Here is a 24,779-nt window from a genome sequence, read left to right as displayed (position 1 = left end):
TTATTGGGACAGCTTATCTACTGCTGCTTCAAGGAACAAGAATTTGCTAAGCGCCGTACCGCCTTGCGCAAGCGGATCTACAACATTGACGAACACTTTCCCATTCTTAACCGCATTAATGCTCTTCCAGATCGGATTGTTCTCCAATTCTTCCAGTGCTTTCGGTGTGTCCTTATTCTCATCTGGAGAAAACTGAACGAACAGATAGTCAGGATTGATTTCCGAGAATTTCTCAAGCGAAATCAATTCTTGCGCTTTCGCTGCTTTCACTTCTGCTGGAGCGGTAAAGCCCAAATCTTTATAAAGGGAAGCATTAAAGAATACGCCCTCAGGGTAAATCGCAAGATCTCCCTTACGTACGCGAACGGCCAAAACCTTCTTATCCTTCAGTTTATCGCCGAGCTTCGCCTTAGCCGCATCCAGATCGGCTTTATACTTGTTCAAAGCTTCTTCCGCTTCTTTTTCCTTGCCTGTCAATTCCGCCAAAAGCTTTAAATTAGCTTCCCAATTCGTCGAAACGTGGGATACCGGAACTGTAGTCGTAATTTTTTTGAACTTCTCGATAGCCTCTGGTTTGAATTTCGTAGAAGCAAGGATAATGTCAGGCTTCAGCTTTAAGATGCCTTCGTAGTCTGGCTCCATCTTCTCTCCAACCGATACCGCTTCCGTTGTCGCTTTCTTGAACAAGTCTGGGAACTGACCGCTCACACTGATTGCGCCAACTGGCTTCGCGTCAAGCACAACTGCATCTTCCATGGATTCCATAGAACCTGAAATCACAATGCGCAAATCCTTTTTAGCAGGAACTGTATATGTCTGATCCAAATATGTAATCGTTCTTGTTTCTCCGGACGGTGCAGCCTCTTTATCTTTATTTTCCGTGTTAGACGCTGGTGCAGTCGTTTCCGCAGCAGAGCCGCTCTTTGTGTCAGCTCCCTCTTGCGTCTTGCCGCCACCAGCACCGCACGCTGTCAAAGCTAGTGAAAGTGAAAGCAATAATAACCCCTTAGCCATCCATTTGTTCATTTATTTCTGAACTCCCTTCGAATTCTATCAATTGATAATGATTATCACTATTAAATGATAGAACGTTTGTCTCAAATCTCCAATGGATAATTTCCTGAATTGTTATGGACATTTTCCGGATAAAAGCTCGAGCATGGTTTCCATCATACGTTCCATTGCAATAGGTGAATACTCTACCCATGGATCCGTATGTATCATGTGCATGCGCTGATGGCGCACAGCCTCCAGCTGCTGCCATCGCCAGCTCTCTTGAAGCTGCTGCCACGAGGCCAATGTTTCACTCTCTTGGCAGACATTGACGAGCAGGCGATCCGGATTGATTTGGGCGAGCTGCTCCAATGACATTTCTACGTTATATATAGGCTCCTTCCATTGGAATGCGGGCTTCAACTGCAAGCTGCCGAACATGACCTCGGCAATTCCGCGATTGCAATATGCGAAAATTTGCTGCCTCAGAATTCTGACGAAGAGAAGCGACTCATTCCTCACACGCAACGGAAGCTGTTCCCTTATCCAATTCACTCTGCGGTCGTACCGTTTCAACCAATTTTCAGCATCACTGTCCTCCCCCAGCAGCTTCGCCGTATGCTTCAATTGATCGCGCCAATTCATTGCGCTAGGAATCGAGCAAATGTTGCCCATCTGCTCGAGCTGCTCCTGCTCTTCCCTAATCAGATCGTCCATTGTCACGATGATATCCGGCGACACTTCTTGAAGCTTTTCAATGTTGGCAGCCCAATGTTCGTTCACACGGTATGCACTGAGATGAACCGGAATGTCATAGCGATATTGATCATAATAGTATTTCGTCCATTTCGGGTGCAGCGGTGCGGCATACGGAATGATATTGAGTGCAAGGAGATAGCCTGCAACGCCCGTTCCGTACGCTGCAATTTTCCTTTTGCGGCTTCTCATATATACCGAAGGCGAGACTCCAACCACTTGCTTGAACTTGCGGCTGAAATAGAATTCATCCTGATAGCCGACCTGATGCGCAATATCGCGCAGCTTCACGCCGGATCGGTTGAGAAATTCCTTCGCCTTGTTCATCCGCAGCTCTGTCAAATAATCATGGGAGCTCATGCCATACGTCTTTTTGAACAGATCGACAAAGTATTTGGGACTTACACCTGCAATAGCACCGAGATGCTCGATCGACAGGCTGTCGTTGTAATGAAGATCCATGTAAGCCTTCGCGCGTTCAATTGCTGGGCTGCTTTGCTCGCTCATCGCCAGCGGCGTATGGTTCAATAGCGTATACAGAAGCTCCTGAAAGGCGAATTGGGCGCGGAATCGCTCCTGCGCATGCACACTGCCATGCATGCGAACGACCGCATCACAATGCAGGGCAAGCTCCCCTACGGAGGATACTGCAATACTCTCGTGCTGCTCCAGCTCCTCCTCACGTCGAAGGGGCTGAAGCTGCGCTTCCCCCTCTACTTCTTTATACATATCAAAATAAAAGAGATAGGCCTCTATTCCATCTTCTGCGTCAGACCGCAGGCCAAATGTATGCTCGGGAACGAACCAATACGCACAATCGCGGGACAAGGAATACTCCCGGTTATCGAGCTGCAGGGTTCCATGCCCCTGAGTCGTAATGAAAAGCAGATGCGTGCTTGTCCATTGCTGGGCAGATTGATAGCCCTGGATCTGCTTGTAATATTCAGCCCCGCGAAGCCTGTATGTTGCTTCACTCCAGGTGATACGGCTGCCAGCCTGATTTACTTGCTTAATCGTTTTCATGCTGCCTCCTATTTATATAGAAGAAATCGGTGAGCTTGCACAGCTCTTCTAACCATCATAATGATAATGATTCTCATCGTCAATATTTGCTTTGCATGCCTGCAAATTAAATAGGCCCAACAGTTAAAACCGTTGGGCCTCATGGCAATCTTTATGCTAGTTCGTGTTCTAGCTATCGCTCTTGGTCAACTCCTCTTCTGACTTGTGCAAAAAGATGAGCATCTTTAGGCCATCCTGTACGCCCTTTGCATAAATCCATCCCATTTGCATGGAAGCAATCTCGTTCTGCACCTCTATCCACTCCTTGAGCAATCTTCGGCCATTGCGTTCCAGCTTGCGCTGTATCGCGCTTTCCAATTCATCTAGCTTATTCTGCAGCTGTATAATATCCGGCAGTCTATCGACTTGTGTTCTTAGAAGTTCCAATCGTTGATGCAAGGTATCCGTTACCCAATCCGACATGATTCTTCCTCCACCTCGATTACTAAACTAACTGCAATTATCCACTATCCATCTAAATTTCCATATACTAGTTCCATTATAGTATAACATTTATTTTATTGTTATGTTATAGTGATATCTCATTTTCTTCTGTGATTCACTAACCTCTAACTGAGGTGACCATCATGTCAGATTTGCTTAAGCTTGTTGGCGAACAGCTAAGGATGATTCGAATCGCAAAGGGATTAAGTCAGGAGCAAGTTGCCGAAAGAACCGGGAAAGAAGGCATGGGCAAGTCACGCATATCCGATATTGAATCCGGTAAAGTCAATGTAACTCTGAAGACATTGGAATCCCTTATGCACGCGCTGGATATTGTACCTAGTGAACTGTTTGACTTTCAGAAGCTCAACGTCGCGGACGGCATCGAGGATAAACGAATGCTTCTTGATCTACATAGAATTACGCTCATGGAAAGATCAATTGATGAGGTTAAGTATGTGGTTCGGACTACGAAGGATTTCCTCAACACGATAGATGCACACAGCTCGAAAGGAAATAAGCGTTCCTAAGCACAGCAACCGATAATCACGGCCAAAACATCAAAATACGAAAAGCCCGCCATCTTAATCCAGCGGGTTTTTCGTATTGCAAAATGGCGAACGTCCCTGGAATATGGTGTGGCTGAGACACTTGCTAGATCGTCATTGCTCATTACCTTTCATGCGTTTCATTCGAAATCGAGTGACCCCATTATCCGAAATTTCATAGTAATGGCTTATGAAAACGGTGTCAATATTTTTTCTAAGCCCTTTCACGCATAAAAAAGTGACCCGCAATGCAGCACTTTTCCAAGTGTACACTGCGAGCCACATTATCGATTATAGTTATTTTCCGCCCTTATAACGCTCATAAGCAGCTTCATAAATTTCCAAGTAACGCTTCACGTTCATTTGCTCCAACTGCTTCACGTACGCATCCCACTGATCGAAGCCTGCTGCTCCAGAGGCGAACTTGTCGCGCATCTCGTCGATATATGTCTGAATGTCCGTCTGGATCGTCGTCAATTCTTCCTGTTCCTCTGGCGTGAAGTTGAAGGATGGCCACACATCCTCCATTTTCACCGAGAATGGCTCTGCATCCTGCGCATTTTTTATAGAAGAAGGATAGCCCTCTGCACCCTTGAAGAACTTCTGCTTCACGATGCCCGGATAGTAGCCGCCCGGCCACGTTAGGTATTGGCTGATGGCTTGATCCAGATTCAAACCATCCTTGTTGTTCTTAATCGCATCTAAATATTCATAGTCACCCTTGTCGTTCACCTGATAAGTAACGCCTTCAAAGCCCATGAAGAACATCTTCGCGCCTTCATCGCCATAGAAATGATCAATCCAGCGTATTGCGGCTTCTGGATTCTTCGCTTTGTCCGTCAAGACGAACATGCCGAGGTTGCCGAGCGGCGAACCGATATTCGTCAGCAGCTTCTCCCCGTTCACCCCTTGAATGACCGGCATCCCCACATAGCCGTCCTGATTGTACACGGCCTTCGGATCAACACCGTCCAAGAATCCATATAAGCCGGCGCTCGCTTTCGACGTAATGTCCGTATCCTTCATCGTGAAGGTTTCCTTATCCAGCAGTCCATCCTTGTACAGCTTAGCGACATATTGCATCAATTGCTTATATTCATCAGTTGACTGAACAAAGCGAAGCTTGCCCGTCGCCGGATCGAGATCTACATTCGGGTTGGCTATCCCATTCTTGCTTAAGCCGAAGGGACCGCGCAAAACGTTGATCATAATGCTGACGCCCCGAGATCCCCACGGAATCTCATCCTGCTTGCCGTTCTTGTTCGGATCCTTTTCCTTAAACGCTTTCAACACCTGAACCAATTCATCCAGATTCGTTGGCGCCTTCATCCCTACGTTATCGAGCCATTCTTGTTTCACCCACGGGGTGCCATAAAACAGCGATTTGAACTCCGGATCGAATATCGTTGGGAAGCCGTAAATGCTGCCATCCGGCATTGTAATCCCCTTTTTCACAATCGGGTATTGCTCCATAATCTTCTTGAAGTTCGGCGCATATTGATCAATGAGGTCGTTCAGCCTTAGAAATGTTCCTTGGCTTCCGTATTTGATTAAGTCCGTCTTCGGCAGTGCAGAGGCGAAAAACATCTCCGGATAATCGCCGCCCGCCAGCTTAATGTTACGCTTCTCCTTCAGACTGTCGACCTGCACTGTCTCCCACTCGATATGGATGTTGCTCATTTTCTCGTATTCCTGCCAGAGCATCAGCTTGCTCCAGTCGGCAGAAGCGAAGAACTTTCCGGCAAAGGCCGTCATCGTCATTTTGTCCTTCGCGATCGGCATGCCTTCCTTGTTCATCAGCGCCACACGCTCATCGCGATTGCCTTCGTTCGCTGCACCTCCGCCGCCTCCGCCGCACGCCGTTACGAGCAATGAAAAGCTTAGCACCACACTAAGCGTCAATGTGAACCATTTTCTTGAACGCATCACATGTCCCCCTTGATTATTCAATATTAGAATATCGATGGCAGCGCCAGTGCCGAGCTACCCCTTCAATGCGCCAATCATGATGCCCTTTACGAAGTATCGCTGCAAGAACGGATACAACATCAACATTGGCAAATTCGCTACGACGAGCACAGCGTATTTTAACCCTTCCACGCTCATCTTCATCCGTACCGCTGATTCAGAAGTCAGCTTCACGAACTCGCCGGAATCGCTTTGAATCAAAATTTCACGCAGGATAAGCTGCAAGGGGAATTTCTCCTTCGTCGTCAGATAAATCAAGGCATTGAAGTACGAGTTCCAATGACCTACTGCATAGAAAAGCACCATAACAGCAATAATCGGCATGGACAGCGGCAGTACGATACGAAGCAGCGTTTGAATGTGGGTGCATCCATCAATCATCGCGGATTCCTGAAGCTCACCGGGAATCGACTGCTGGAAGAACGTGCGCATAATGATGATATTCCACACGGATACGGCATTCGGGATAATCATGACCCACAGCGTATCGAGCATGTTCAAGTTTTTAATCAATAAATAAGTAGGAATCAATCCGCCCCCAAAGAACATCGTGAATACGATAAGCCCGGTTACTAGTCCCCGCCCCGCCAGATCACGGCGAGATAATGGATATGCGGCACATATGGTCATCACGACATTAAGCGCCGTTCCGATAACCGTATATAGAACGGTGTTGCTGTAGCCGAGCAGAATGTCCTTGTTTTGAAAAATTTTCGCATAGGCATCAAGGTTGAAGCCCTTCGGAATGAGCCACATATCTCCGCGTAGCACGTGTTCCGGATTGCTGATAGAAGCACTCAATACGAATACGAGCGGGTATAAAACGATGAGAGTAAGCAAAGTAAGCAGCGTGTAATTGATTAGGTTAAATAGGCGGTCGCCAAACGAACGGTCAATCATCATCTGTCCCCCTTTACCATAGGCTCGTCTCGTTGACACGCCGCGCAATGTAGTTCACAAGAATCAAGAGCGCAAAATTGACAACGGAATTGAACAATCCAACGGCAGCAGAGAAGCTGTACTGCGCGTCCAGAATACCGGTGCGATACACATAGGTGGAGATGATATCTGAGCTGCTCATATTGAGTGAATTTTGCATGAGGAATATTTTCTCGAAGCCGACTGACATGATGCTGCCCAGATTCAAAATGAGCAGAATGATAATTGTCGGCGCTATCGTAGGCAGATTAATATGCCAGATGCGCTGTATACGCGTTGCACCATCAATGGTAGCTGCTTCATGCAGTTGGTGGTCGACACCGGAAAGCGCAGCCAAGTAGATAATGGAGCTCCACCCCATCGTCTGCCATACATCGGACAGCACATACAGCGTTTTGAACCAGCCCGGTGAGGTCATAAAGGTGATCGGCTCGCCGCCCATCGCCACAATCAGATGATTGATAATGCCTGTGCTCGGATTCAGAAAAATAAACAGCATACCCACAACGACGACAACCGACAAGAAGTGTGGGGCGTATGTGATGGTCTGTACGATTTTCTTGAACCGCTCGGCCTTCACTTCGTTCAGCATCAGCGCAAGCAGGATCGGAATTGGGAAGCTTAGCGCCAAGGAATACAGACTGATGAGCACCGTGTTCGTCAGCAAGCGTTCGAAGTAGAAGCTGTTGAAGAAGCGTTCGAAATGCTTGATGCCCACCCACGGGCTGTCCCATATCCCCTTATTCGCCATGAAGTCCTTGAAGGCAATCTGAATGCCATACATCGGCAAGTAGTGAAAGATGATATAGTACAGCACGACCGGAAGCAGGAGCAGATACAGCTGCCAATTTTTCACCATTCCCTTGCGGATTCGCTCCATTCTGCTGTTGCGTCCAAGTGCAAGCTCACCGGAACGCTGCATTGCAAGATTTGTTGCCTTCATCGCCTCTTCCTCCTCGGTGCATCGTCCAAGTTCAAGCTATCCGGCTGCTTCATGGATTAGCCCTCCGATAGTATGGCGGCAGCGTCCAAATTCGGTACTGGCGAGACAGAGACAACACCGCCGCCTTGGCGAATGGATTGGGTTGCCGCACAACCTACAGCCACGCTCATGCGGCCCGAAAGAGGAGTTGCTATCGGCTCCTTGCCATCCAGAATCATATCGACGAAGTCCTTGCAAATATTCGGATCCGCTCCGCCATGCGATCCCTTCGCCTCCTTAATCTGATACACGCGGTCTGCAAGCTCGCGCTCTGTATTGGATTTGCGCGTCCATACGTATACTTTGTCTTCCATCTCGTTATTTTCCATCCGGCCTTCCGTGCCGATAAAGGTATAGTTCCGCTGATAATCAGGTGTGAAGTGGCATTGTAAGTAGGAGGCCTTAATCCCGCCTTCCAGCTCCATAATGACCATGTTATTGTCCTCTACATTCACCTCTTCACGGTATGCGCATTCGATCAGTCTCCCTGGACTCGCTTCCGTACACGTAGTCCGCTCGTCACAGGTTGGACAGGTTAAATCATTCGGCTTATCCCCGCCATAAAAGTCCAAGCTGCCAAATGCGCTCACTTTCGTCGCATAGCTCCCTGTAATCCAATGAATGATATCGATATCATGCGATCCCTTCTGGAGCAGCAATCCAGTACTGTTCTTGGAGTTCGCATGCCAATCGTGGAAATAGAAATACCCGCCCCAGCCTACAAAATGTCTTACCCATACGGCCTTGATCTCGCCAATTACACCAGAATCCACAATTTCCTTCATCGTGCGGTACATATTCATGTAGCGCATATTGAAGCCGACCATCAGATGCTTGCCGGATTCCTTCCATGCGTTCAAAATGTTGTCGCAGCCTTCCACCGTAATCGCCAGCGGCTTCTCACAAAATACATGCTTGCCAGCCCTCAGCGCAGCTACCGCATGCTCCTCATGACAGAAATCAGGCGAGGTCACCGCGATCGCATCGATATCTTCGCGTGCAAGGAGTTCCCGATAGTCTGTCGTGACGAACGCTTCCGGGTTAACATCATCCTTGAATTCCTGAAGGCGCTCTGGATAAATATCAGCTGCCCCCACTACAATGGATCTCCCGTCCGGCTGATGCCAATATTTTGCGATAGTCCCTCTCCCTCGTGCACCAATCATGGCAATTCGAACTTGCTTCTCTGTCTTCATTTCCTCATTCTCCTCTCGATTACGCTTGCAAGCTTTGTCCATAAGCGGCCGCTTGCAGCAGCACATCGCCTTCTATAATAAAGCGCTTACAATACGCGATGCCGAAACTCTTTCTTGACTGCTAACATAGACAAGGGAAACGAAATACAAGCAAATAAAGCACGAATCGAATCGTTATGCTTTCTGTCGGCTTGATTATGAATGAGGTGAATTTGTAAGACGCTATTCATGTCATACAGCAATAATTGATGGGCGGATGCTCTCTTGCTTATTTTTTAACCTGTTGCGGATTCTTGGGCTTGCGGAAATAGTAATGAGGTTTGCCCAAGGTGTATTGGAATTTGGGCGGTTATCACTTTGCACAAATAACAAAGATATTTGGGGTGAAATTTGAAGTTTGGATAGGAATCAAAACTATATCCCAATTGGTAATTATTACACTTATAGACTTGTCGTCATTATATTATGCGCAACTTTATACCGTCAATAAGATTTTGGATAAAATTTCGAAAAGCCAAATTTAAATAAATTTGGGGCAAATTCAACGTTGCTCAACCATGCGCGTTAACGCGCGATTGTTTAGGATCTTTCTCGCTGCTGTTTACACTATAAGTAAAATTACCACCTGAAACAGTCATAACTCTCCACTAACACAAAGATGGTAAATACTATAAGATTTGTTTGAGAATACGAAGCACACAATTTCGAGGAGGGAAAACGATTTGAAGAAGACATTACTAGCTTTCTCTGTGATTGCCATGCTAAGCACATCATTCGTACTAACTTTCAACACGCCAACGGTTGGGGCCATCCCGGCAAAAGAATGCAAAGCATCTAACTTCGGCAAGGATACTGAACCTCGCAGACTGAAGGTGGACGACTGGGGTTCAACCATCTTCTATTGCGGCAATAGCCGCCATCCTGACGATCAGATTAATTTGGAGCGGGAGAATGGAGAAATCGATCATGAGTACGACACCTCCGTTGTTGATGATGTAAGCATCGATGGCTCTGTACTGGAATATAGAGCGGTCGGGCCAGGCACAACGAGGATTAGTGTATGGCTGCCTAAGGCGAAAAAATTTGCAAGTGTAAAGGTTACAGTTGAGGACGAATAACTCCTCCAACCATTGTCAGTTTTCTTTCTCAAAGTAAAATAGTAGATCACCTATGTAGTTTTACTAAATTGTACTACCTGTGAAACAAACGTTACCTTCAGAAAAGGTGGAGTTAGGGGGGTTATATTTGAACCCGAACTCGACCTTTTTTCTTCATTGTGCTGCAAATGTCTGCTTCCAAGTCCGTTGGAATATAAAGTAAATACATGTTATATTGAATGTACAAAGAAACTGATCTTTTCGTATTTGGTGGGTCGCACTTCCTTTTACTAAAGAACGGTTTCTTTTCTATATGACAAAAGAGGGAATACTCCAAGTCATTCTAGACTTCGAGCCCCCCTGTCACCTTATGAAACAATAAGGGAGGAGTTTGGCATGAGTAAAGTGTTGGTTTTAGGCGGAACTCGCTTCTTCGGAAAAAAGCTTGTTCACTTGCTTATTCAAGAAGGAGCTGATGTGACCGTAGCTACACGAGGACATACGGTCGATTCATTTGGCGACCAAGTGAAGCGGCTTCAGCTTGACCGAACCGATCCGGAGCAATTGCGCGCAGCCGTTGCCGATACCGAGTGGGATGTCGTATACGATAATATCTGCTATCATCCGCAGGAGGCATTCCAAGCTTGCGAGATATTCGTAGGCAAGGTCAAGCGATATATTTTTACGTCTACCTTATCCGTCTATCCCTTCGGCCAAACTGAAAAATATACAGAAGGAGCATTTTCCCCTTATACATACGCAATTCCAGCGGATGTACCTAAAGACATTGCATATGGAGAAGGCAAAAGACTTGCCGAGGCTGTTCTGTTCCAGAACGCCTCCTTCCCCGTATGCGCCGTTCGATTTCCCATTGTGCTCGGTATGGATGACTATACAAAGCGGCTCCATTTCCATATCGAGCATATTCAGCGAGGTCAGCCGATTGGACTTCCGAATCCGCAGGCCAGCATAAGCTTCATCACCTCAGACGAAGCTGCCCGCTTCCTATTCTGGCTAAAGAACCAGCATTTCGAGGGGCCGGTCAATGCCTGCTCGGACGGTGCCTTGTCCATTAGCGAGATCATCAGGCTCATTGAAGAAAAAGTCGCCAAGCAGGCAGTTATCGTGGATACCTCTGATTCCGAGCAGGATGCAGCCCTTGATGATGCACACCGTTCTCCCTTCGGTATATCAGACGATTGGGGAATGGACACAAGCAAGGCAGCCAAGCACGGATTCAAATTTGACTCGATTCACGATTGGTACCCTAAGCTTCTTGAACAAATCATCCGTTCAAATGAGTGAGGTTGAGAAAGCAAGCGAAACCTCTCCACAACGGTAAGGAGCATTTCAAGCTAGGATGCTCCTTGACTATTCGTTGACTCGCGCACAACCAGTTCAAAGGGAAGCAGCATGCGAAACGGTGTTGGATAAGGAGCGGTAAGCCCATCCAACAGCGCCTTCGCTGCTGCGTACCCCATTTCATACTTCGGAATATGAATGGACGACAACGGCGGGGAGCTATATTTTGCAAATTCGATATCATCTACGCCGATAAATGCGATGTCGCTGGGAATAGACATGCCTTCCTCCGCCACTGCGCGCATCGCTGCAATCGCCATCATATCACTCGCACAGAACATTGCTGTGGGGCGATCCTCAAGCTTGACCAGTTGCTTCATTCCATCATAGCTGCGATCCGCATCCCATTCTGCATCGACGACCCAATTTGGATTCAGCTCACAGCCTGCTTCCTCCAGAGCAATTCGATACCCACGATACCTCTTCTCCCGCTCCAGTTGACCGAGAAGTCCCTTTCCGCCAATAAATCCGATTTTACGGTGACCATTCTGAATAAGGTGACCAACCGCAACTCTCGCCGCATTCATTCGGTCATAGGAAATGACCGGTACGGTAGGATCCGCTACGTCGATACCTACAATATTGGGCACTCTTTCCTTTAGCCACTTATATAGCGCAGGTTTCATTCCTTCCACACAAATGATTCCGCTAAGCTGATAAGACTGGAGTAAAGATTCAAATAGTACGGGGCTTTTTAGTTCGGCCTGGGTATGCAAAAATGCAAGTGAAGCTCCTGCCTCGAGCAGCTTAGCCTCTATTCCTTGTATGATTGGAGAAAAGTAAGGATGATTGTACTTGTTGTCGGGAAGTGAAAGGATGCAGCCAATCGCATGAGTGGACACTGGAGTTGAGTGGTTCCGCGTGCGGGTACGCGCTTTGGAATTGGCTGTGGATGTCGCATGATAATTGAGTGATTTGGCGGCTTGCCATATTTTCTGCTTCGTCTCTTCACTGATTCTCCTACTGTCATCGTGATTGATGACTCGTGATACGGTCGAAATCGATACGCCGACCTTCTCTGCAATATCTTTCAGTCTGACCATGCTTCCTCCCTGGCAGTATGACATTATCTTCTCGACATCATGTAAGCAGCCTTGTTGTAAATCACAGCATACCACAGGGATCATACACTTGAAAGCATGAAGTAAGCATATTATTGTTCTGCTCTCCATCTGAATAATCCGTCGTTATACTGTATATTTTTTTGCAAATAGGGACATTTTGTCCCTGACCAACGGCAATTGTTCTGCATTATATATACAAACATAAGATCATCCAATCCGCTATGTGTCGGAGCTTTGTGGAGGGACTTTCAGATGAATTATATTCTTGGCATTTTTTATGTCAACCGGCTCGATTTATTAGTTCAGGCACTTGCGAGCATTCAGCCTTGTTGGCCGCATACAGTCGTTATCGACAACTCCAGCAGCCGCGATCTCCGCCGGGAAACCTCCCTTTCTTCCATCGTGTCTATTTATGAGCCTCCTATCCCTTTTTCACATAGCCAATCCCAAAATATGCTGCAGAAATGGGGCGCAGAGAGGAACTGCGATGCCGTGCTGTATATGCATTCTGATGCAGAAGCACTTAAAGGGGTTCCAGAAGCATTATTATCGACAATTGCAGCTTGGCAGCAAGTAGGTTACAAATGGGGAATTGCCTTCACGAATCTGGATACACTCGCTGCTTTTCAGATGGAGGCGATAAAGACTGCCGGCCCGTGGGATACGCTGCTGCCGATGTACTTTTCCGATCAAGATTGGTATCGGAGAGTAGTATTGTCAGGCTACCCGATCATTCATACTGGGCTTCAAGTGACTCATCATAATACCGGGGCGTCAACGGTGAAGTCTGATCCGCTCCTATCCCACCTCCATCAAGTTACCTATCCCTTATATCAGCGATACTACGAAATCAAATGGGGCGGTTCATTGGGGCAAGAGACATACCAACTCCCTTTCAATCATTTTCCTCTTAATCCCGTAGATCACTATCTCCTGTAGCTTGATCCCGAATACGAACCGCAAGCATGGATTGACATTCTGCCTGCATAGGCAAGACAAAGGGGGTTCAGTCGATGAAAAAATGTATTGTATTCGGGAATTGCCACGTGTTTCCGATACGCAGGTATTTGATGTCTTCACACACATTCCGTTATAGTTATAAACTGCTTGAGATACTTCCTATTCAAGGTTGCAATCAAGAAATTGGCGTAGGCGATGATCTTCTGGGCGAATGCGATCTGTTCATTTACATGAGAACGAGCGACGCTTATGGTCCGTATTTGTCCAGCGAGTATTTGTTAAGCAAGCTCCCAGAGCGATGCGTAAAAATCAGCATAGGCAATGCCTACTTTAAGACCTATTACCCGCAATTTACTTTCGATAACAAGGATACCCTTTACGGATACGAGGATCAGAATGTTATCCGATTGTTAAAGAAAGGGGAAAGCAAAGAACGAATCGTCGCGATGCTGTCTGATGAGCAATTTTATTCAGCCCAGCAATTGCACATAATCCATACTGACTTCATGAACAACCTCCGCCAACGGGAGATCGGCATCGATATTCCGCTTGCGAATTTCATCGAGCAGCATTATCAGAAGGAGCATCTGTTTTGCACGGTCTGCCATCCTCGATACCATATTATCCGTTACTTAGCGATGAACATTTTGCAGAGAATCGGAATTTCCCCGCTCGAAATTGCGAACGCCTTTTATGATGTCGATTTTATTGATTTGATTCATCCTATTTATCCAAGCGTCATCAAGCATTTGAACCTAAAATTTCTGCAGCCGGGTGCCCGTATCTATTCGCTGGGAGACGAGAAATTCTCCTTCCAGGAATATATTGCGCGGTACGTGGATATTCACAGCAAGGAGCTGCAACTGGTGTAGAGTTCACATAATCTCGTCGGAAGAGACTCTGATCAGATGTAAAAAAATCAGAGAGCAACCAGCTCTCTGATTTATTCTGCTGAAAGAGCGCCTAAAGCCTCTGATTTCGCAACGAGTTCTCTGTTTAGTACGAAGACCTTTCCTTTTTCATTTATAGCTGCCAAAATGCTTGGACTGCCCTCTTTCAAAAACGTATAGTTGTTATCCTCTACCTTTACTTGGTATCCTGTCACGTCGATGCCGAATATGTTCTTAATCATCGGATTCATTGTTTTTATGGCTTCCGCAGCAGTATACTTTGGCTTGGCGAACTTCTTCTTCAACTCTTCCCTGGAGCTATAAACTGGTCTTTCTGCCCCCAAAGAAATATTCTGTACCTTACTCGTTGCCGCCTCAACCCTTACGTTTATTGACTGCTCGTTATTTTGAGTGAATAAATAAAGGTCAGCCCCTTCCCCTACAAAGCGTTGGACGGAATCGAACGCTATCTTCTTTCCGCCGGTTAATGCTCCTGCTGCCTGTTGAGCAGCTTGGACTGCCCTCTGATCAACCTTAGACTTCGGCACATTATAAATTGCCATCTGCACTTTGCCGCTTTTCGCGTCGATGGCAAGATGGTAAGGACCTAACGTACTGATTTCGCCGCTTGCTCCATGAATGTTCAATTTTGTAATATCGTCATACGAGAGACTCTTCTCTGTTTCTGTGATGGCTGCCTTGATCTTTGTCCGGATGCCCTCGTCCAAGGAAGAGAGTTGAGGATCGAGTCTGATTTGATAGATTTCGCCGGTTTGTGCTTTGATCGTAACCTCGGCAGCAAATATTTTCTCCTCTCCCTTTACGGGATACGTTACGGTTCGATAGGCTTTCGAATAAAGAGTAGGCTCTTTTTTCCCATCGATTTTATACGAATACCGAACGCCCTCAAAATCGATTTCTCCATTTACGAACGGCTTCAAAGCTTCCTTCGCCTTCTCCACCAACTCCTTGTCCAAATCCTTAACGGTCTGTGTGAATCCCGGCTCGCCTTGTTGTTTGGAGTTGGCCGCTGCTGCCGCAGCGGATGTCGGTGCCGGAATAGAGGCCATAAACAGCGCCGCCGCGGTTACGGATAAAAGAAATACGTTCCATCGTTTCATGAATAAATCCTCCTATATCAACTTCCTAAATTAGTTTCACCCAAAATTTTATTCGGCGCTTTACCTTGAGCCTATATCCGGAGCTTTTCCGGCTTCCATTAGTTCCTCTTGCCATTCTCAGGTAACAGACTGATGCCGAAGCAATTCCCTTTCAAGTCCACTCTTGCTTCTATCGCAGGACTGCCTTTTTTCGTAAAGGAAAATTTATTTCCGTATTTCGACTCCTGCTTCACCCCGTACCCACTCAAGCTTATATTGAATAAAGACTTTGATTTGGCTTCTACCGCAGCTTTCACCTTCTTGATGTCTAAATCCGCATATGCTTTGTCTTTGTCAGGAACATCTATTTTCTTTAAGAGAACATCATAGATTTTGCCCGTAACAGCACCGATCTCCAGACCTACCCACTGCTCTTCATTGCCGCCGTCAATTCGCCATACGTAGGAATTCTCTTTCATTTTCGGATCTTTGTTCACGAACTTGTGCAGTTGAGCTTTCGTTAATACTGGATTTCCGCCATTCGAAAACTTCTTCAAGGCTGCTTCTGCATTTTTCCGTATCGAAGCATCTATGTTCTTATAGGCGTAGTCAATATAAGCGGTATGATCCTGATCCGTCATGGACGCGGCAAAATCCTCACCCAGCATCGAAATACGGGTTTGACCCGAGGACTTATGTATATCTACCTGTTTCGGTGCATACTTCCGTTTATGATTCAATTCATTAAGCAAGCCCAACATCTTGTTCTGCTTGGTCTTATCTAATTGAGCGAAGGTGAGGCGCAGGTTCAAAAATATAATTTCCTTCGTGTTCTTGCTCATCATCATATTCCCTAAATTGTCTTTGAAAGTAATCGTCAAGTTCGATCCTTCCATGATCACATCGGCCTCAGCGATAGACAAGCCTGACAAATCACGAACCTCTTTTTTAATTTTCTCTTGGATTTCCTTATCCAAATCTTTTAGCTTTATCGTTTTTTGCTCACTTGCCTGTGTGACCTTCTTCGTCGCATAGGATTCCGTTTCCGGTAAGGCTGTCAGCACAAGCGCTGCTGCCGCCATGCACATCCATACTTTATTCCATGATTTCATTTGAAATTGCTCCCTTCGCATTGTCTGTTTGCGTTCAGCTATTTTGTGTACCTATTCCGTTACAGGGATTGTCATTTCCAAGTCCTTGATATAATCCACGAGTGGAATATCCTCCGTCACGAATGTCAGCTTCTGATCGGGCGATACTTGGTCAAATTCCGCGACAAAGCCATAATTCTCGGGATCGACCACCCGAATTTGCTTTTTGTTGAGCAAATGCCCTTGCTCGTCTTCCACATGTAAATAACGACCGTTACCAAACGGATTGTCGCCAACCTTGTTGTAATAGACAAATAATCTGTCGCCCTTCCATTTCATGCGCGTCACTTCCAAACTTCCGGCCGCTCCTTGGCTGAGAATCAGTGGCTTATCTTCGCTTGGCATCTCGGTAACCGTAGTTTTATTCTGAGACAATGGATTCTTGGAGATTCTTATGAAATATGGCTTTACCGTAATTGATTTCGGTGGATGTTGAAACGGTGCGAAATTGAAATCCAACGTGCTGTGCATAACCTCATTAATCAGCGTCCCCGTCCCTCCGCCTCCATTAACAAGTTCAAGCTCAATTCCACGATCATCTATAATGGCAACGTGAGACTCGATGTACATCAACGACTCCTCCTTCATGAAGTGTTGTGGATATGTATATTTCAATATCACTTGAGTTGAAGCTTCCGACATCACGATTTTGTCTACTTTCATCGTCGTCTCTCCGTACTTTCTAACCATGTCAGATGTGATGGTTCGCGAAGGGACTTTTTTCACAGGAAAGCTGAATTCAAATCGCTCCTGCTCCATTCCCTCCAAGAACACAAACAGCTTCAATTCAAACTCATCGGGCAGGTTCCAGTTAGGCCTAAAATTAATGACACTGTTTACCGTCTTGCCGTCTTCCGACAGGATGCGATCCCGTAAACTGTTCGCAAAATGATCGAGTTCTCCGTCAATCGCCAGCTTTACTTGTTCAATTCTTCGCCCTGGCGCCGGCTGAACAAAGCCCACGGATAATCTCGTCCCATCGTAGATGACCTTGGATACTTTCAGCGTTTCTCCGTTAAGCGTCATGCTTTGATTGACATCTTCGACGAGCCCCTTTTCATCCGCTGCCTGCAATCCTAAATCTCCAGCAATCGTGAACACGGTATTCAGAAGTGGAATCTTCTTCAAGGTCTGCGCCATCACCGGCGACACGAACCCAGAGCCGATAATGCCCATGCCGATAAAAGACACCGCTGCCGTAATGATGGCGACTTGGCGCATGCGTCTCTTTTTTCGGCTTGCCGCATTCGATCGCAGTGCTTGAACGGACTGCTCTACACTCTGCTTTACAACATCAGGCACAGCGTCCTTCTTAGCTGCAAGCTCTCGAAGCTTCGCATAGGTAGCGTCGTATTGCTGCCGCACCACACCTGGAACCTCGCGAGGCTTATTGGCAGCCGCCTGCTTGAGCACATGCTCCATATCAACATGTTTCATAGTCGCCCTTCCTTTCAAAAGGATTGTCCATCACCTTCGCCAACGCTGCACGGGCCCGATGCAAGCGCGACTTAATCGTTCCTTCCGACGTATCAAGCAGCTCCGCTATATCTTTCACAGACATGTCCTCAAAATAATGCAGCGAAATAACGATACGATGATTATCCTCCAACCGATCAATCTCCGCGATCAGATCCAAATACTCGATATGCTCATCATCCGCAGCAGTTGCCGACTTCATTGGAAGATCAGCCATAACGACAACCCGCTTCTGCTTGTTGACTAATTGGTGACATTCATTCATCAAAATACGAAACATCCATGTCTGGAAGTAAGCAGGCTCTCGCAAGGTATGTATCGCGCGAAACGCCTTGAATATCGCCTCTTGAATCACGTCGGCGCAATCCTCATCCCGCTTCAAGATGGAACGTGCTACCCGATATAAACTGCGCTCCATCCCAGTAATAAGCCGAATAAATGCTTCGCAATCTCCCTGCTGTGCCAGCCTTACTTCGTCTACCGTTAGCACATTTATAATCCTCCTCTAGATTTGAATAAGCTTATTCTATTTCGTTAGATTGGCTATGAAGGAAGTTGGTTCCATCTACACGATATTTAATTTTGGAATCTCATTTTTTCTGAGTAATGGAAAATTCACCTGCCACATATATACTGAATATATAAATATCAATTGATATGTATCAGACGATATTTCATTGGATACCCACTGGGGAGGAACGAGCTATGCCGCCTAAGACTAAATTTTCGCGGGATACGATCATTGATGCCGCCTTCAGCATTGCCATGCGAGAAGGAATTTACAGCATTACAATCCGCAAGGTCGCGGAACATCTGGGAAGCTCAATTGCGCCTATTTATGTCAACTTCACAGATGTCGGAGAGCTCATTCAAGAGGTCGTAAAGCGTATTTTTGCTTTGAGCGACGAATATCTTCTCAGTCAGGATACGGGACAGCCTTTCCACGACATTGGTGTTGCCACTCTCCGCTTCGCTCGCGAATACCCGCTGCTGTTCCGCGATATGGTCATGAGACCGAACCCCTATTTGCAGCATGAGCCTAACGAAATGAATGGATTTATCGACAGAATGAAAACCGATCCGGAGCTTACCGATTTCACAGATGAAGAGCTTATACCTATCCTGCTTAAAATGCGAATATTCACGTTAGGTCTGTCCGTCATGACCGCAAATGGCCTGCTGCCGGAAGGCTTCAACGACATTGAGGTCATGGACAGTACATCCGCCGATATCATCGCTGCCGCCCGCATGCGGCAGAAAGGGGAACGAATATGAATCGTCAGGAAGCAATGAAACAAATTGAGCGGCAGTTTAGAGGCGTTATACAACGCAATCGCAAGCTTCACAATGCCTATTTCCTCGTGCATTGCGAGCCCTTGGGCATTCATTTGAACATTGCGGAAGGCAAGACACGAGACCAGTCAGCCCTTCCACAGCAACGCTATTATATTGCCAGCATAAGCAAGCTGTTTACCTCAGTACTTATCGCGATGCTCGCAGAAGAAGGCAAGCTCTCCTACGAAGACCCTATCCATCGTTACCTTCCCCCTGATCTGATGCACAAGCTGCATATTTACAAGGGAACTGATTACTCCAATCAAATCCAAATCAAGCATCTGCTCAGTCATACCTCCGGATTACATGATTACTTCGAGGATCGACCTAAGCAAGGCCCACGAATGCTCGATCTGTTCACCTCGGAGCCTTCGCGCCAATGGATGCCGCAAGAGGTCATCCAATGGTCCAAGGAGCATTTAAAGTCGCATTTCCCTCCCGGTCAGGGAATTCATTATTCGGACACCGGATACCACTTATTAGGCCTACTCATTGAAAGCATTACATCCACTCCGCTCCATGAGGCGTTTCGGCATTACCTCTTTGAACCGCTGCAGCTCCATCATACGCATATGGCTTTTTATTCAATGCCGGCTGAAGAAGATCCTTACCCCATAGCCGACTTATACGCCGATCAGACCGTTATCACCGATTACAAAAGCATCAGTATGGAGTACGCAGGCGGTGCCTTGATTTCGACCTCCGATAATTTGCTGACATTTATGAAGGCCCTTACGGGCGGAAAACTGATATCCGCGGACAGCTTCCAGCGGATGCAAGTATGGACGAAGTTCAGACCGGGTGTGGACTATGGCTACGGCATTGTCCGTTTTCGGACTGTCCCACTCTTTCTCCCTGCAAAGTATAATGTGTGGGGCGCATGGGGCTATTCTGGAACCTTTATGTTCTACCACCCTGCTCTTGATGCCTATCTGATTGGCAGCTTAAATCAACTGCGATCCACCGCCAAGGCAGTTCGCATCATGTTCAAAGCCATCGACGTCCTTCTGAGATGCAAATAACAAACGCAAAAACCCGCTGCCAGCGTTAAGGCCGACAGCGGGTTATCATCCATCATGTTTCATTGTTATCGAAGAAGACCTCTTCGTTACACCATAATTTTGCACATATCGTTCGTGAATTCTACCGGATCCTGCAGCGGCAAGCCTTCAATCAAGAGCGCTTGGCTGTACAGCAGGTTCGTATACAGACTCAGCTTCTCTTGATCAGATGCATGAGCGTTCTTCAGGGATTGGAATACCTCATGGTTGACGTTGATTTCGAGCACCTTGTCGGCTTTCACCGCTTGGTTGTTCGGCATTGCGTTCAACACTTTTTCCATCTCGATGGAGACTTCCCCTTCCGCAGACAGGCATACTGGATGGGACTTCAAGCGCTTGGAAGCTTTAACGCTCTTCACCTTGTCCTTCAAGATGTCCTTCATCGCCTCGAACAGTTCCTTGTTCTCGTCTTGTTCGTCAGCAGACTTGTCATCGCCATCGGACTCGATACCGAGATCGCCGCTCGATACGTTCTTGAATTCTTTCTCCTTGTACTTCATGAGCATCTTAATTGCGAACTCATCAATGTCGTCTGTGAAGTACAGAATCTCATAGCCCTTATCCAACACAAGCTCAGTTTGCGGCAGCTTCTCGATGCGTTCGATTGATTCGCCAACTGCGTAGTAAATGTATTTCTGATCTTCTGGCATTCTTGCTACGTACTCATCAAGCGATACCAGCTTCTTCTCCTTGGAGGAGTAGAACATGATCAGGTCTTGCAGCACATCCTTGTTCATGCCATACTCGCTGTACACACCATACTTTAACTGTCTGCCGAACGATTGGAAGAACTGTTCATACTTCTCTCTTTCGTCCTTCATCAAGGATTGCAACTGGCTCTTGATCTTGTTCTTGATGTTCTTCGCGATCAAGCTCAATTGACGATCATGCTGGAGCATTTCGCGCGAGATGTTCAAGGACAAATCTTCGGAGTCGACCATCCCTTTCACGAAGCTGAAATAGTCAGGAAGCAGCTCCGCACATTTGTTCATAATCAAGACACCGTTTGAGTATAGCTCCAGCCCTTTTTCATACTCCTTCGTGTAATAGTCGAATGGTGTATTTTCTGGAATGTACAAGATCGCGTTATATACAACGGCGCCGTCTGCGCTGATATGAATGTGCTTGAGCGGCTTGTCGAAGCCGTAGCGTTTCTCATTATAAAAATTCTCATAGTCCTCTGTCGTCAGTTCGTTCTTGTTTTTGCGCCAGATTGGAACCATGCTGTTGATCGTTTCTTCTTCCTGATACTCCTCAAGCTCCTTGTCATCGTCTTCCTTCGGACGATGCTTCTTCACGTCCATCTTAATCGGATAACGGATGAAGTCCGAATATTTCTTAATGATCGATCTCAGACGATATTCTTCCAAATATTCGTCGTACTGATCTTCCTCCGTGTTAGGCTTGATTTTCAAAATGATGACGGTACCCGGCTCATCCTTTTCGCTCGGCGTAATCGTGTATCCGTCCACGCCCTTCGATTCCCATTTAAACGCCTCATCGCTGCCGAACGCCTTACTAATAACGGTTACGACATCAGCAACCATGAATGCGGAATAGAAGCCTACACCGAATTGACCGATAATGTTATGGCCGTCCTTCGCTTCGTTCTCCGTCTTAAAGGCAAGGGAACCGCTCTTCGCGATGATACCAAGGTTGTTCTCCAGCTCTTCCTTCGTCATCCCGATCCCTGTATCGGCTATTGTCAACGTACGACTCTCTTTATCTACCGATACTTTGATGAAGTAATCTTCTTTATTGAATACCACACTGTCATCGGACAAGGCCTTATAGTACATTTTGTCGATCGCGTCGCTTGCGTTGGAGATAAGCTCTCTAAGGAAGATTTCGCGCTGCGTGTAGATCGAGTTAATCATCATTTCCAACAAACGCTTGGATTCTGCTTTGAATTGCTTCTTAGCCATGAATAAAAATCTCCTCTCGTATTTTCATTTCTTTGCATATTAGGCATTTGTCATAGTAGGTTATGAATTAGCACTCCACCACATAGAGTGCTAACAATATATTTAGTGTACCTAGTCTATTTTTTGCTGTCAACTATATTACGGGTGTTTTCATATCACTTTTTGCAACAGAAAGAAGACGGGCCTTTTCGTCCCGTCCTTTTTATATATTCTGCAGTGCACAATTATATCCGTTTTATTTTGTTGCTATTAATTGTAAGGTTAAATTCACGTAATAATTAGAATTATTGTGAAGTCCTTTAACCCATACATTTGAACTCCTAATATGATCCTCATACGTATAAACGGGATAAGCTCCACTTATAGAGTATGCAGCACTGATTACATTTTGTGATCCTTCAGCATAAAGTCTGCAGAGCAAGTACTCTTGTGGATTTATTCTATAATCCCAGCTGTAAAGTACAAAATTATCCCCATGTTTGTCAACACTGGCGGATCGAACTTCAAAATTAATATCTCTGTTGGGAGTAGGCAAAGGTTGTCTCTCTAACATCTGTTGTTGGTAACCACTATATTGCCAAGTTGGATATGAATAATCATGGTTGTAAGAATAATACTGACTATACATTTTACACCTCCAAAATTCAATTAATTACATTATAGATTTTCTGGGCGGTTTGGTACTTTGTCTTATATAAATTCACCATTTCCCCATTGCAATTGCCCGCGCACCGGCCGTTAAGCTGCTTTCCCTTCCTTAAAGATTTTAATAATAACTCCGAACTGATAGCATGCTCAATTATGCTGATCACAATATTTACAAACTCTCAATCTTTCCTTTATATAAGCTTAACACCTGGCTGCTATACTCTCTAAGAAAATACTCGAACGATTCGCAGGGTAATAGAAATTATGACCTACTTAGAAGGGGGATTTTTACGAATGAAAAAAAAATCGGTAATTGCCCTAACAACAGCACTTTTGCTAACTGCCGGCACCTGGATTCCATCCGTGCATGCCGCTGGCGGCACGATCGCCGACCACATCAAATATTCCAATAACGGACAAGCCGTAACTCCTGCCTCGCCTGCCATCGAAGTCGACTCTCGCTTATATATGCCTCTACGTGCACTTGGTGAAGTCACTGGAAAATATGTAGATTGGGATGAATTCAGAGGCAGTGTTGCCTTGACGGACAAGCCTGAACTGACTGGAAAATATAAGCTCAATGCAGCGAACTTGGCTGAAGGCATTAAGATGGGCATTGGCTCTTCCTTGACGCATGTGCCCGGCGATCCTGACAATGTGTTCTACTCCACTGCCGACCGTGGACCGAACGGTCAAGTCGAAGCAGGCGGCAAAACTCGCCGGACGTTCCCGTTAGCAAGCTATACGCCGAGCTTATACAAGATTCAAATCGATCAAAGTGAAATTAAAATTTTGGGGCAAATCCCGCTCAAGGTGAATGGCAAAAATCCGACGACCGGAAATGCGCATGTTACAGGACTCCCCAATATTAAAGGTCGTGATGAAGCCCCATTCGATGCAAAAGGGGAAAAAGGCCTCGCTTATGATCCTTACGGACTCGATATCGAGGGACTCGCCTATAATGCCAAGGATGACACGTTCTGGATTTCAGATGAATACGGTCCATCGATCGTGCATGTAAAGCGTGACGGTACGATTATTGAGCGCATTGTCCCGAAGGGATGGGCGGCTCAAGTATCTGCGCCGCTCGTTCCAGCTAGAGAAGTGCTGCCTGCTGTGTACAATAAGCTTCGTCAAAATCGCGGTGCTGAAGGTGTTGGCATCACGCCAGACGGCAAATATATGTTCATGTCGATGCAGAGCCCGCTTCGCAATCCAGACAAGTCTGCAGACAACTCGCGTCAACTGCGCATCATCAAGCTAGACCTAGCTACGTTACAGCCTGTTGCTGAGTATGTATACATGACGGAGGATGCCAAGCAGTTCACTGGCCTAGAGCAAGCGGACATTGTAATCTCCGACTTGGTAGCTGTCAACGAGAATACACTGTTGATTGATGAGCGTGACAAAAATGCAGGCGATAAAGCTCAATTGAAGCGCATCTATGCCGTCGATCTCACTACGGCTACAAACATTCTGGGCAAGTATGACGACGAGAAGGCTGGCGAAACGCTGGAGCAAATGTCTCTTGCCGATTTGAAGTTAAGCAATATTTTACCGCTGGCCAAGCGTACCGTGCTGGATGCTGTTGAACATAGGTACCCTTATGAAAAAATAGAAGGCGTGTCCCTTGTCAATGGAAATACGCTGGTCATCGTCAACGACAATGACTTCGGTGTAGACAGCCCAACAGCCGATAATGGTACGGAGCTGTGGACGTTCAAGCTTCCTTATACCATTCGATAATATTTCCACCAATTGCAGCACCTCGGAACCGACACTTTCGTCGATCCGGGGTGTTAATGTATATTTCACACGATTC

22 protein-coding genes are annotated in these 24,779 nt (G+C 46.3%); 8 read left to right on the top strand and 14 right to left on the bottom strand.

The annotated features are described in order from the left end of the window. The 3 genes from NO352_RS00845 to NO352_RS00835 form a co-directional block, all read right to left on the bottom strand. Positions 1–1,026, bottom strand: a complete 1,026-nt coding sequence (locus NO352_RS00845; protein WP_262866351.1) for an ABC transporter substrate-binding protein — start codon at positions 1,024–1,026, stop codon at positions 1–3. Positions 1,027–1,128: 102 nt separating this feature from the next. Then, positions 1,129–2,772, bottom strand: a complete 1,644-nt coding sequence (locus NO352_RS00840; RefSeq protein WP_268600055.1) for an AraC family transcriptional regulator — start codon at positions 2,770–2,772, stop codon at positions 1,129–1,131. 168 nt (positions 2,773–2,940) lie between these two features. Then, a complete protein-coding gene (locus NO352_RS00835) occupies positions 2,941–3,234 on the bottom strand; it encodes a hypothetical protein (protein WP_005542909.1) in 294 nt (97 codons plus the stop codon). A 164-nt stretch (positions 3,235–3,398) separates the two neighbouring features. Between NO352_RS00835 and NO352_RS00830 the strand changes: the two genes are divergently transcribed. After that, on the top strand, positions 3,399–3,785 hold the full coding sequence (locus NO352_RS00830; protein WP_163976814.1) for a helix-turn-helix domain-containing protein: 387 nt from the start codon (positions 3,399–3,401) through the stop codon (positions 3,783–3,785). A gap of 315 nt (positions 3,786–4,100) precedes the next feature. Here the strand turns inward: NO352_RS00830 and NO352_RS00825 are convergent, their stop codons facing one another. The 4 genes from NO352_RS00825 to NO352_RS00810 all read right to left on the bottom strand — a co-directional run bounded on the left by NO352_RS00825 (position 4,101) and on the right by NO352_RS00810 (position 8,888). Then, on the bottom strand, positions 4,101–5,729 hold the full coding sequence (locus NO352_RS00825) for a type 2 periplasmic-binding domain-containing protein (RefSeq protein WP_289354733.1): 1,629 nt from the start codon (positions 5,727–5,729) through the stop codon (positions 4,101–4,103). Positions 5,730–5,786: 57 nt separating this feature from the next. Continuing rightward, on the bottom strand, positions 5,787–6,671 hold the full coding sequence (locus NO352_RS00820) for a carbohydrate ABC transporter permease (RefSeq protein WP_005542914.1): 885 nt from the start codon (positions 6,669–6,671) through the stop codon (positions 5,787–5,789). Between the two features lie 13 nt (positions 6,672–6,684). Beyond that, positions 6,685–7,590: an ABC transporter permease gene (locus tag NO352_RS00815; RefSeq protein ID WP_238555754.1), complete on the bottom strand. Its 906-nt coding sequence runs from the start codon at positions 7,588–7,590 to the stop codon at positions 6,685–6,687. Between the two features lie 119 nt (positions 7,591–7,709). Continuing rightward, entirely contained in the window at positions 7,710–8,888 is a 1,179-nt protein-coding gene (locus tag NO352_RS00810) for a Gfo/Idh/MocA family protein (RefSeq protein WP_289354732.1), read from the bottom strand. Between the two features lie 722 nt (positions 8,889–9,610). Here NO352_RS00810 and NO352_RS00805 point away from each other — a divergent pair. Together NO352_RS00805 and NO352_RS00800 are read left to right on the top strand one after the other, a co-directional pair. Then, positions 9,611–10,006, top strand: a complete 396-nt coding sequence (locus NO352_RS00805) for a hypothetical protein (protein WP_005542919.1) — start codon at positions 9,611–9,613, stop codon at positions 10,004–10,006. A gap of 375 nt (positions 10,007–10,381) precedes the next feature. Then, the gene (locus tag NO352_RS00800; protein WP_289354731.1) at positions 10,382–11,290 is read left to right on the top strand and encodes an NAD-dependent epimerase/dehydratase family protein; all 909 of its coding nucleotides are present in this window, start codon (positions 10,382–10,384) and stop codon (positions 11,288–11,290) included. 50 nt (positions 11,291–11,340) lie between these two features. On the opposite strand, the gene NO352_RS00795 is transcribed toward NO352_RS00800, so the two are convergent. Continuing rightward, on the bottom strand, positions 11,341–12,390 hold the full coding sequence (locus NO352_RS00795; RefSeq protein WP_005542922.1) for a LacI family DNA-binding transcriptional regulator: 1,050 nt from the start codon (positions 12,388–12,390) through the stop codon (positions 11,341–11,343). Positions 12,391–12,663: 273 nt separating this feature from the next. Between NO352_RS00795 and NO352_RS00790 the strand changes: the two genes are divergently transcribed. Both NO352_RS00790 and NO352_RS00785 read left to right on the top strand, forming a co-directional pair. After that, positions 12,664–13,350, top strand: a complete 687-nt coding sequence (locus NO352_RS00790) for a glycosyltransferase family 2 protein (protein WP_005542925.1) — start codon at positions 12,664–12,666, stop codon at positions 13,348–13,350. A gap of 74 nt (positions 13,351–13,424) precedes the next feature. Beyond that, positions 13,425–14,243 (top strand): WcbI family polysaccharide biosynthesis putative acetyltransferase, encoded by an 819-nt coding sequence (locus tag NO352_RS00785; RefSeq protein WP_289354730.1) that lies wholly within the window; start codon positions 13,425–13,427, stop codon positions 14,241–14,243. 71 nt (positions 14,244–14,314) lie between these two features. Here NO352_RS00785 and NO352_RS00780 read toward each other — a convergent pair whose 3' ends face one another. The 4 genes from NO352_RS00780 to NO352_RS00765 form a co-directional block, all read right to left on the bottom strand. Continuing rightward, positions 14,315–15,382, bottom strand: a complete 1,068-nt coding sequence (locus NO352_RS00780) for a hypothetical protein (RefSeq protein ID WP_289354729.1) — start codon at positions 15,380–15,382, stop codon at positions 14,315–14,317. Positions 15,383–15,480: 98 nt separating this feature from the next. Further along, the gene (locus NO352_RS00775; protein WP_289354728.1) at positions 15,481–16,473 is read right to left on the bottom strand and encodes a hypothetical protein; all 993 of its coding nucleotides are present in this window, start codon (positions 16,471–16,473) and stop codon (positions 15,481–15,483) included. Positions 16,474–16,524: 51 nt separating this feature from the next. Further along, positions 16,525–17,949, bottom strand: a complete 1,425-nt coding sequence (locus NO352_RS00770; RefSeq protein WP_289354727.1) for a DUF4179 domain-containing protein — start codon at positions 17,947–17,949, stop codon at positions 16,525–16,527. Beyond that, entirely contained in the window at positions 17,936–18,478 is a 543-nt protein-coding gene (locus NO352_RS00765; RefSeq protein ID WP_005542936.1) for a sigma-70 family RNA polymerase sigma factor, read from the bottom strand. The genes NO352_RS00770 and NO352_RS00765 overlap by 14 nt, the downstream gene beginning before the upstream one ends. 215 nt (positions 18,479–18,693) lie before the next feature. On the opposite strand from NO352_RS00765, the gene NO352_RS00760 reads away from it, so the two are divergent. Next, positions 18,694–19,263, top strand: a complete 570-nt coding sequence (locus tag NO352_RS00760) for a TetR/AcrR family transcriptional regulator (RefSeq protein ID WP_289354726.1) — start codon at positions 18,694–18,696, stop codon at positions 19,261–19,263. Beyond that, positions 19,260–20,345 (top strand): serine hydrolase domain-containing protein, encoded by a 1,086-nt coding sequence (locus NO352_RS00755; RefSeq protein ID WP_289354725.1) that lies wholly within the window; start codon positions 19,260–19,262, stop codon positions 20,343–20,345. Before NO352_RS00760 ends, NO352_RS00755 begins: the two co-directional genes overlap by 4 nt. A gap of 86 nt (positions 20,346–20,431) precedes the next feature. On the opposite strand, the gene htpG is transcribed toward NO352_RS00755, so the two are convergent. Continuing rightward, complete coding sequence (gene htpG / locus NO352_RS00750; protein ID WP_005542941.1) at positions 20,432–22,309, bottom strand: molecular chaperone HtpG; 1,878 nt, start codon at positions 22,307–22,309, stop codon at positions 20,432–20,434. 235 nt (positions 22,310–22,544) lie between these two features. Next, positions 22,545–22,937 (bottom strand): hypothetical protein, encoded by a 393-nt coding sequence (locus NO352_RS00745; RefSeq protein WP_289354724.1) that lies wholly within the window; start codon positions 22,935–22,937, stop codon positions 22,545–22,547. A gap of 314 nt (positions 22,938–23,251) precedes the next feature. On the opposite strand from NO352_RS00745, the gene NO352_RS00740 reads away from it, so the two are divergent. After that, positions 23,252–24,703 carry an esterase-like activity of phytase family protein gene (locus tag NO352_RS00740; RefSeq protein WP_289354723.1) on the top strand — a complete coding sequence of 484 codons (1,452 nt, stop codon included), beginning with the start codon at positions 23,252–23,254 and terminating at the stop codon, positions 24,701–24,703. The last annotated feature ends 76 nt before the right edge of the window (positions 24,704–24,779 follow it).

Origin of the sequence: Paenibacillus sp. S-12 (assembly GCF_030363895.1) — a bacterium.
GTDB lineage: Bacteria > Bacillota > Bacilli > Paenibacillales > Paenibacillaceae > Paenibacillus_B > Paenibacillus_B alvei.
The sequence above is the reverse complement of the archived record's forward strand: the minus strand, read 5'-3'. Positions and strand labels throughout refer to the sequence as shown.

Excerpts from the sequence above, each read along its gene's own strand:
- NO352_RS00845 (WP_262866351.1), bottom strand. The coding sequence starts at position 1,026 with ATGAACAAATGGATGGCTAAGGGGTTATTATTGCTTTCACTTTCACTA.
- NO352_RS00840 (WP_268600055.1), bottom strand. The coding sequence starts at position 2,772 with ATGAAAACGATTAAGCAAGTAAATCAGGCTGGCAGCCGTATCACCTGG.
- NO352_RS00835 (WP_005542909.1), bottom strand. The coding sequence starts at position 3,234 with ATGTCGGATTGGGTAACGGATACCTTGCATCAACGATTGGAACTTCTA.
- NO352_RS00830 (WP_163976814.1), top strand. The coding sequence starts at position 3,399 with ATGTCAGATTTGCTTAAGCTTGTTGGCGAACAGCTAAGGATGATTCGA.
- NO352_RS00825 (WP_289354733.1), bottom strand. The coding sequence starts at position 5,729 with ATGCGTTCAAGAAAATGGTTCACATTGACGCTTAGTGTGGTGCTAAGC.
- NO352_RS00820 (WP_005542914.1), bottom strand. The coding sequence starts at position 6,671 with ATGATTGACCGTTCGTTTGGCGACCGCCTATTTAACCTAATCAATTAC.
- NO352_RS00815 (WP_238555754.1), bottom strand. The coding sequence starts at position 7,590 with ATGGAGCGAATCCGCAAGGGAATGGTGAAAAATTGGCAGCTGTATCTG.
- NO352_RS00810 (WP_289354732.1), bottom strand. The coding sequence starts at position 8,888 with ATGAAGACAGAGAAGCAAGTTCGAATTGCCATGATTGGTGCACGAGGG.
- NO352_RS00800 (WP_289354731.1), top strand. The coding sequence starts at position 10,382 with ATGAGTAAAGTGTTGGTTTTAGGCGGAACTCGCTTCTTCGGAAAAAAG.
- NO352_RS00795 (WP_005542922.1), bottom strand. The coding sequence starts at position 12,390 with ATGGTCAGACTGAAAGATATTGCAGAGAAGGTCGGCGTATCGATTTCG.
- NO352_RS00790 (WP_005542925.1), top strand. The coding sequence starts at position 12,664 with ATGAATTATATTCTTGGCATTTTTTATGTCAACCGGCTCGATTTATTA.
- NO352_RS00785 (WP_289354730.1), top strand. The coding sequence starts at position 13,425 with ATGAAAAAATGTATTGTATTCGGGAATTGCCACGTGTTTCCGATACGC.
- NO352_RS00780 (WP_289354729.1), bottom strand. The coding sequence starts at position 15,382 with ATGAAACGATGGAACGTATTTCTTTTATCCGTAACCGCGGCGGCGCTG.
- NO352_RS00775 (WP_289354728.1), bottom strand. The coding sequence starts at position 16,473 with ATGAAATCATGGAATAAAGTATGGATGTGCATGGCGGCAGCAGCGCTT.
- NO352_RS00770 (WP_289354727.1), bottom strand. The coding sequence starts at position 17,949 with ATGAAACATGTTGATATGGAGCATGTGCTCAAGCAGGCGGCTGCCAAT.
- NO352_RS00760 (WP_289354726.1), top strand. The coding sequence starts at position 18,694 with ATGCCGCCTAAGACTAAATTTTCGCGGGATACGATCATTGATGCCGCC.
- NO352_RS00755 (WP_289354725.1), top strand. The coding sequence starts at position 19,260 with ATGAATCGTCAGGAAGCAATGAAACAAATTGAGCGGCAGTTTAGAGGC.
- htpG (WP_005542941.1), bottom strand. The coding sequence starts at position 22,309 with ATGGCTAAGAAGCAATTCAAAGCAGAATCCAAGCGTTTGTTGGAAATG.
- NO352_RS00745 (WP_289354724.1), bottom strand. The coding sequence starts at position 22,937 with ATGTATAGTCAGTATTATTCTTACAACCATGATTATTCATATCCAACT.
- NO352_RS00740 (WP_289354723.1), top strand. The coding sequence starts at position 23,252 with ATGAAAAAAAAATCGGTAATTGCCCTAACAACAGCACTTTTGCTAACT.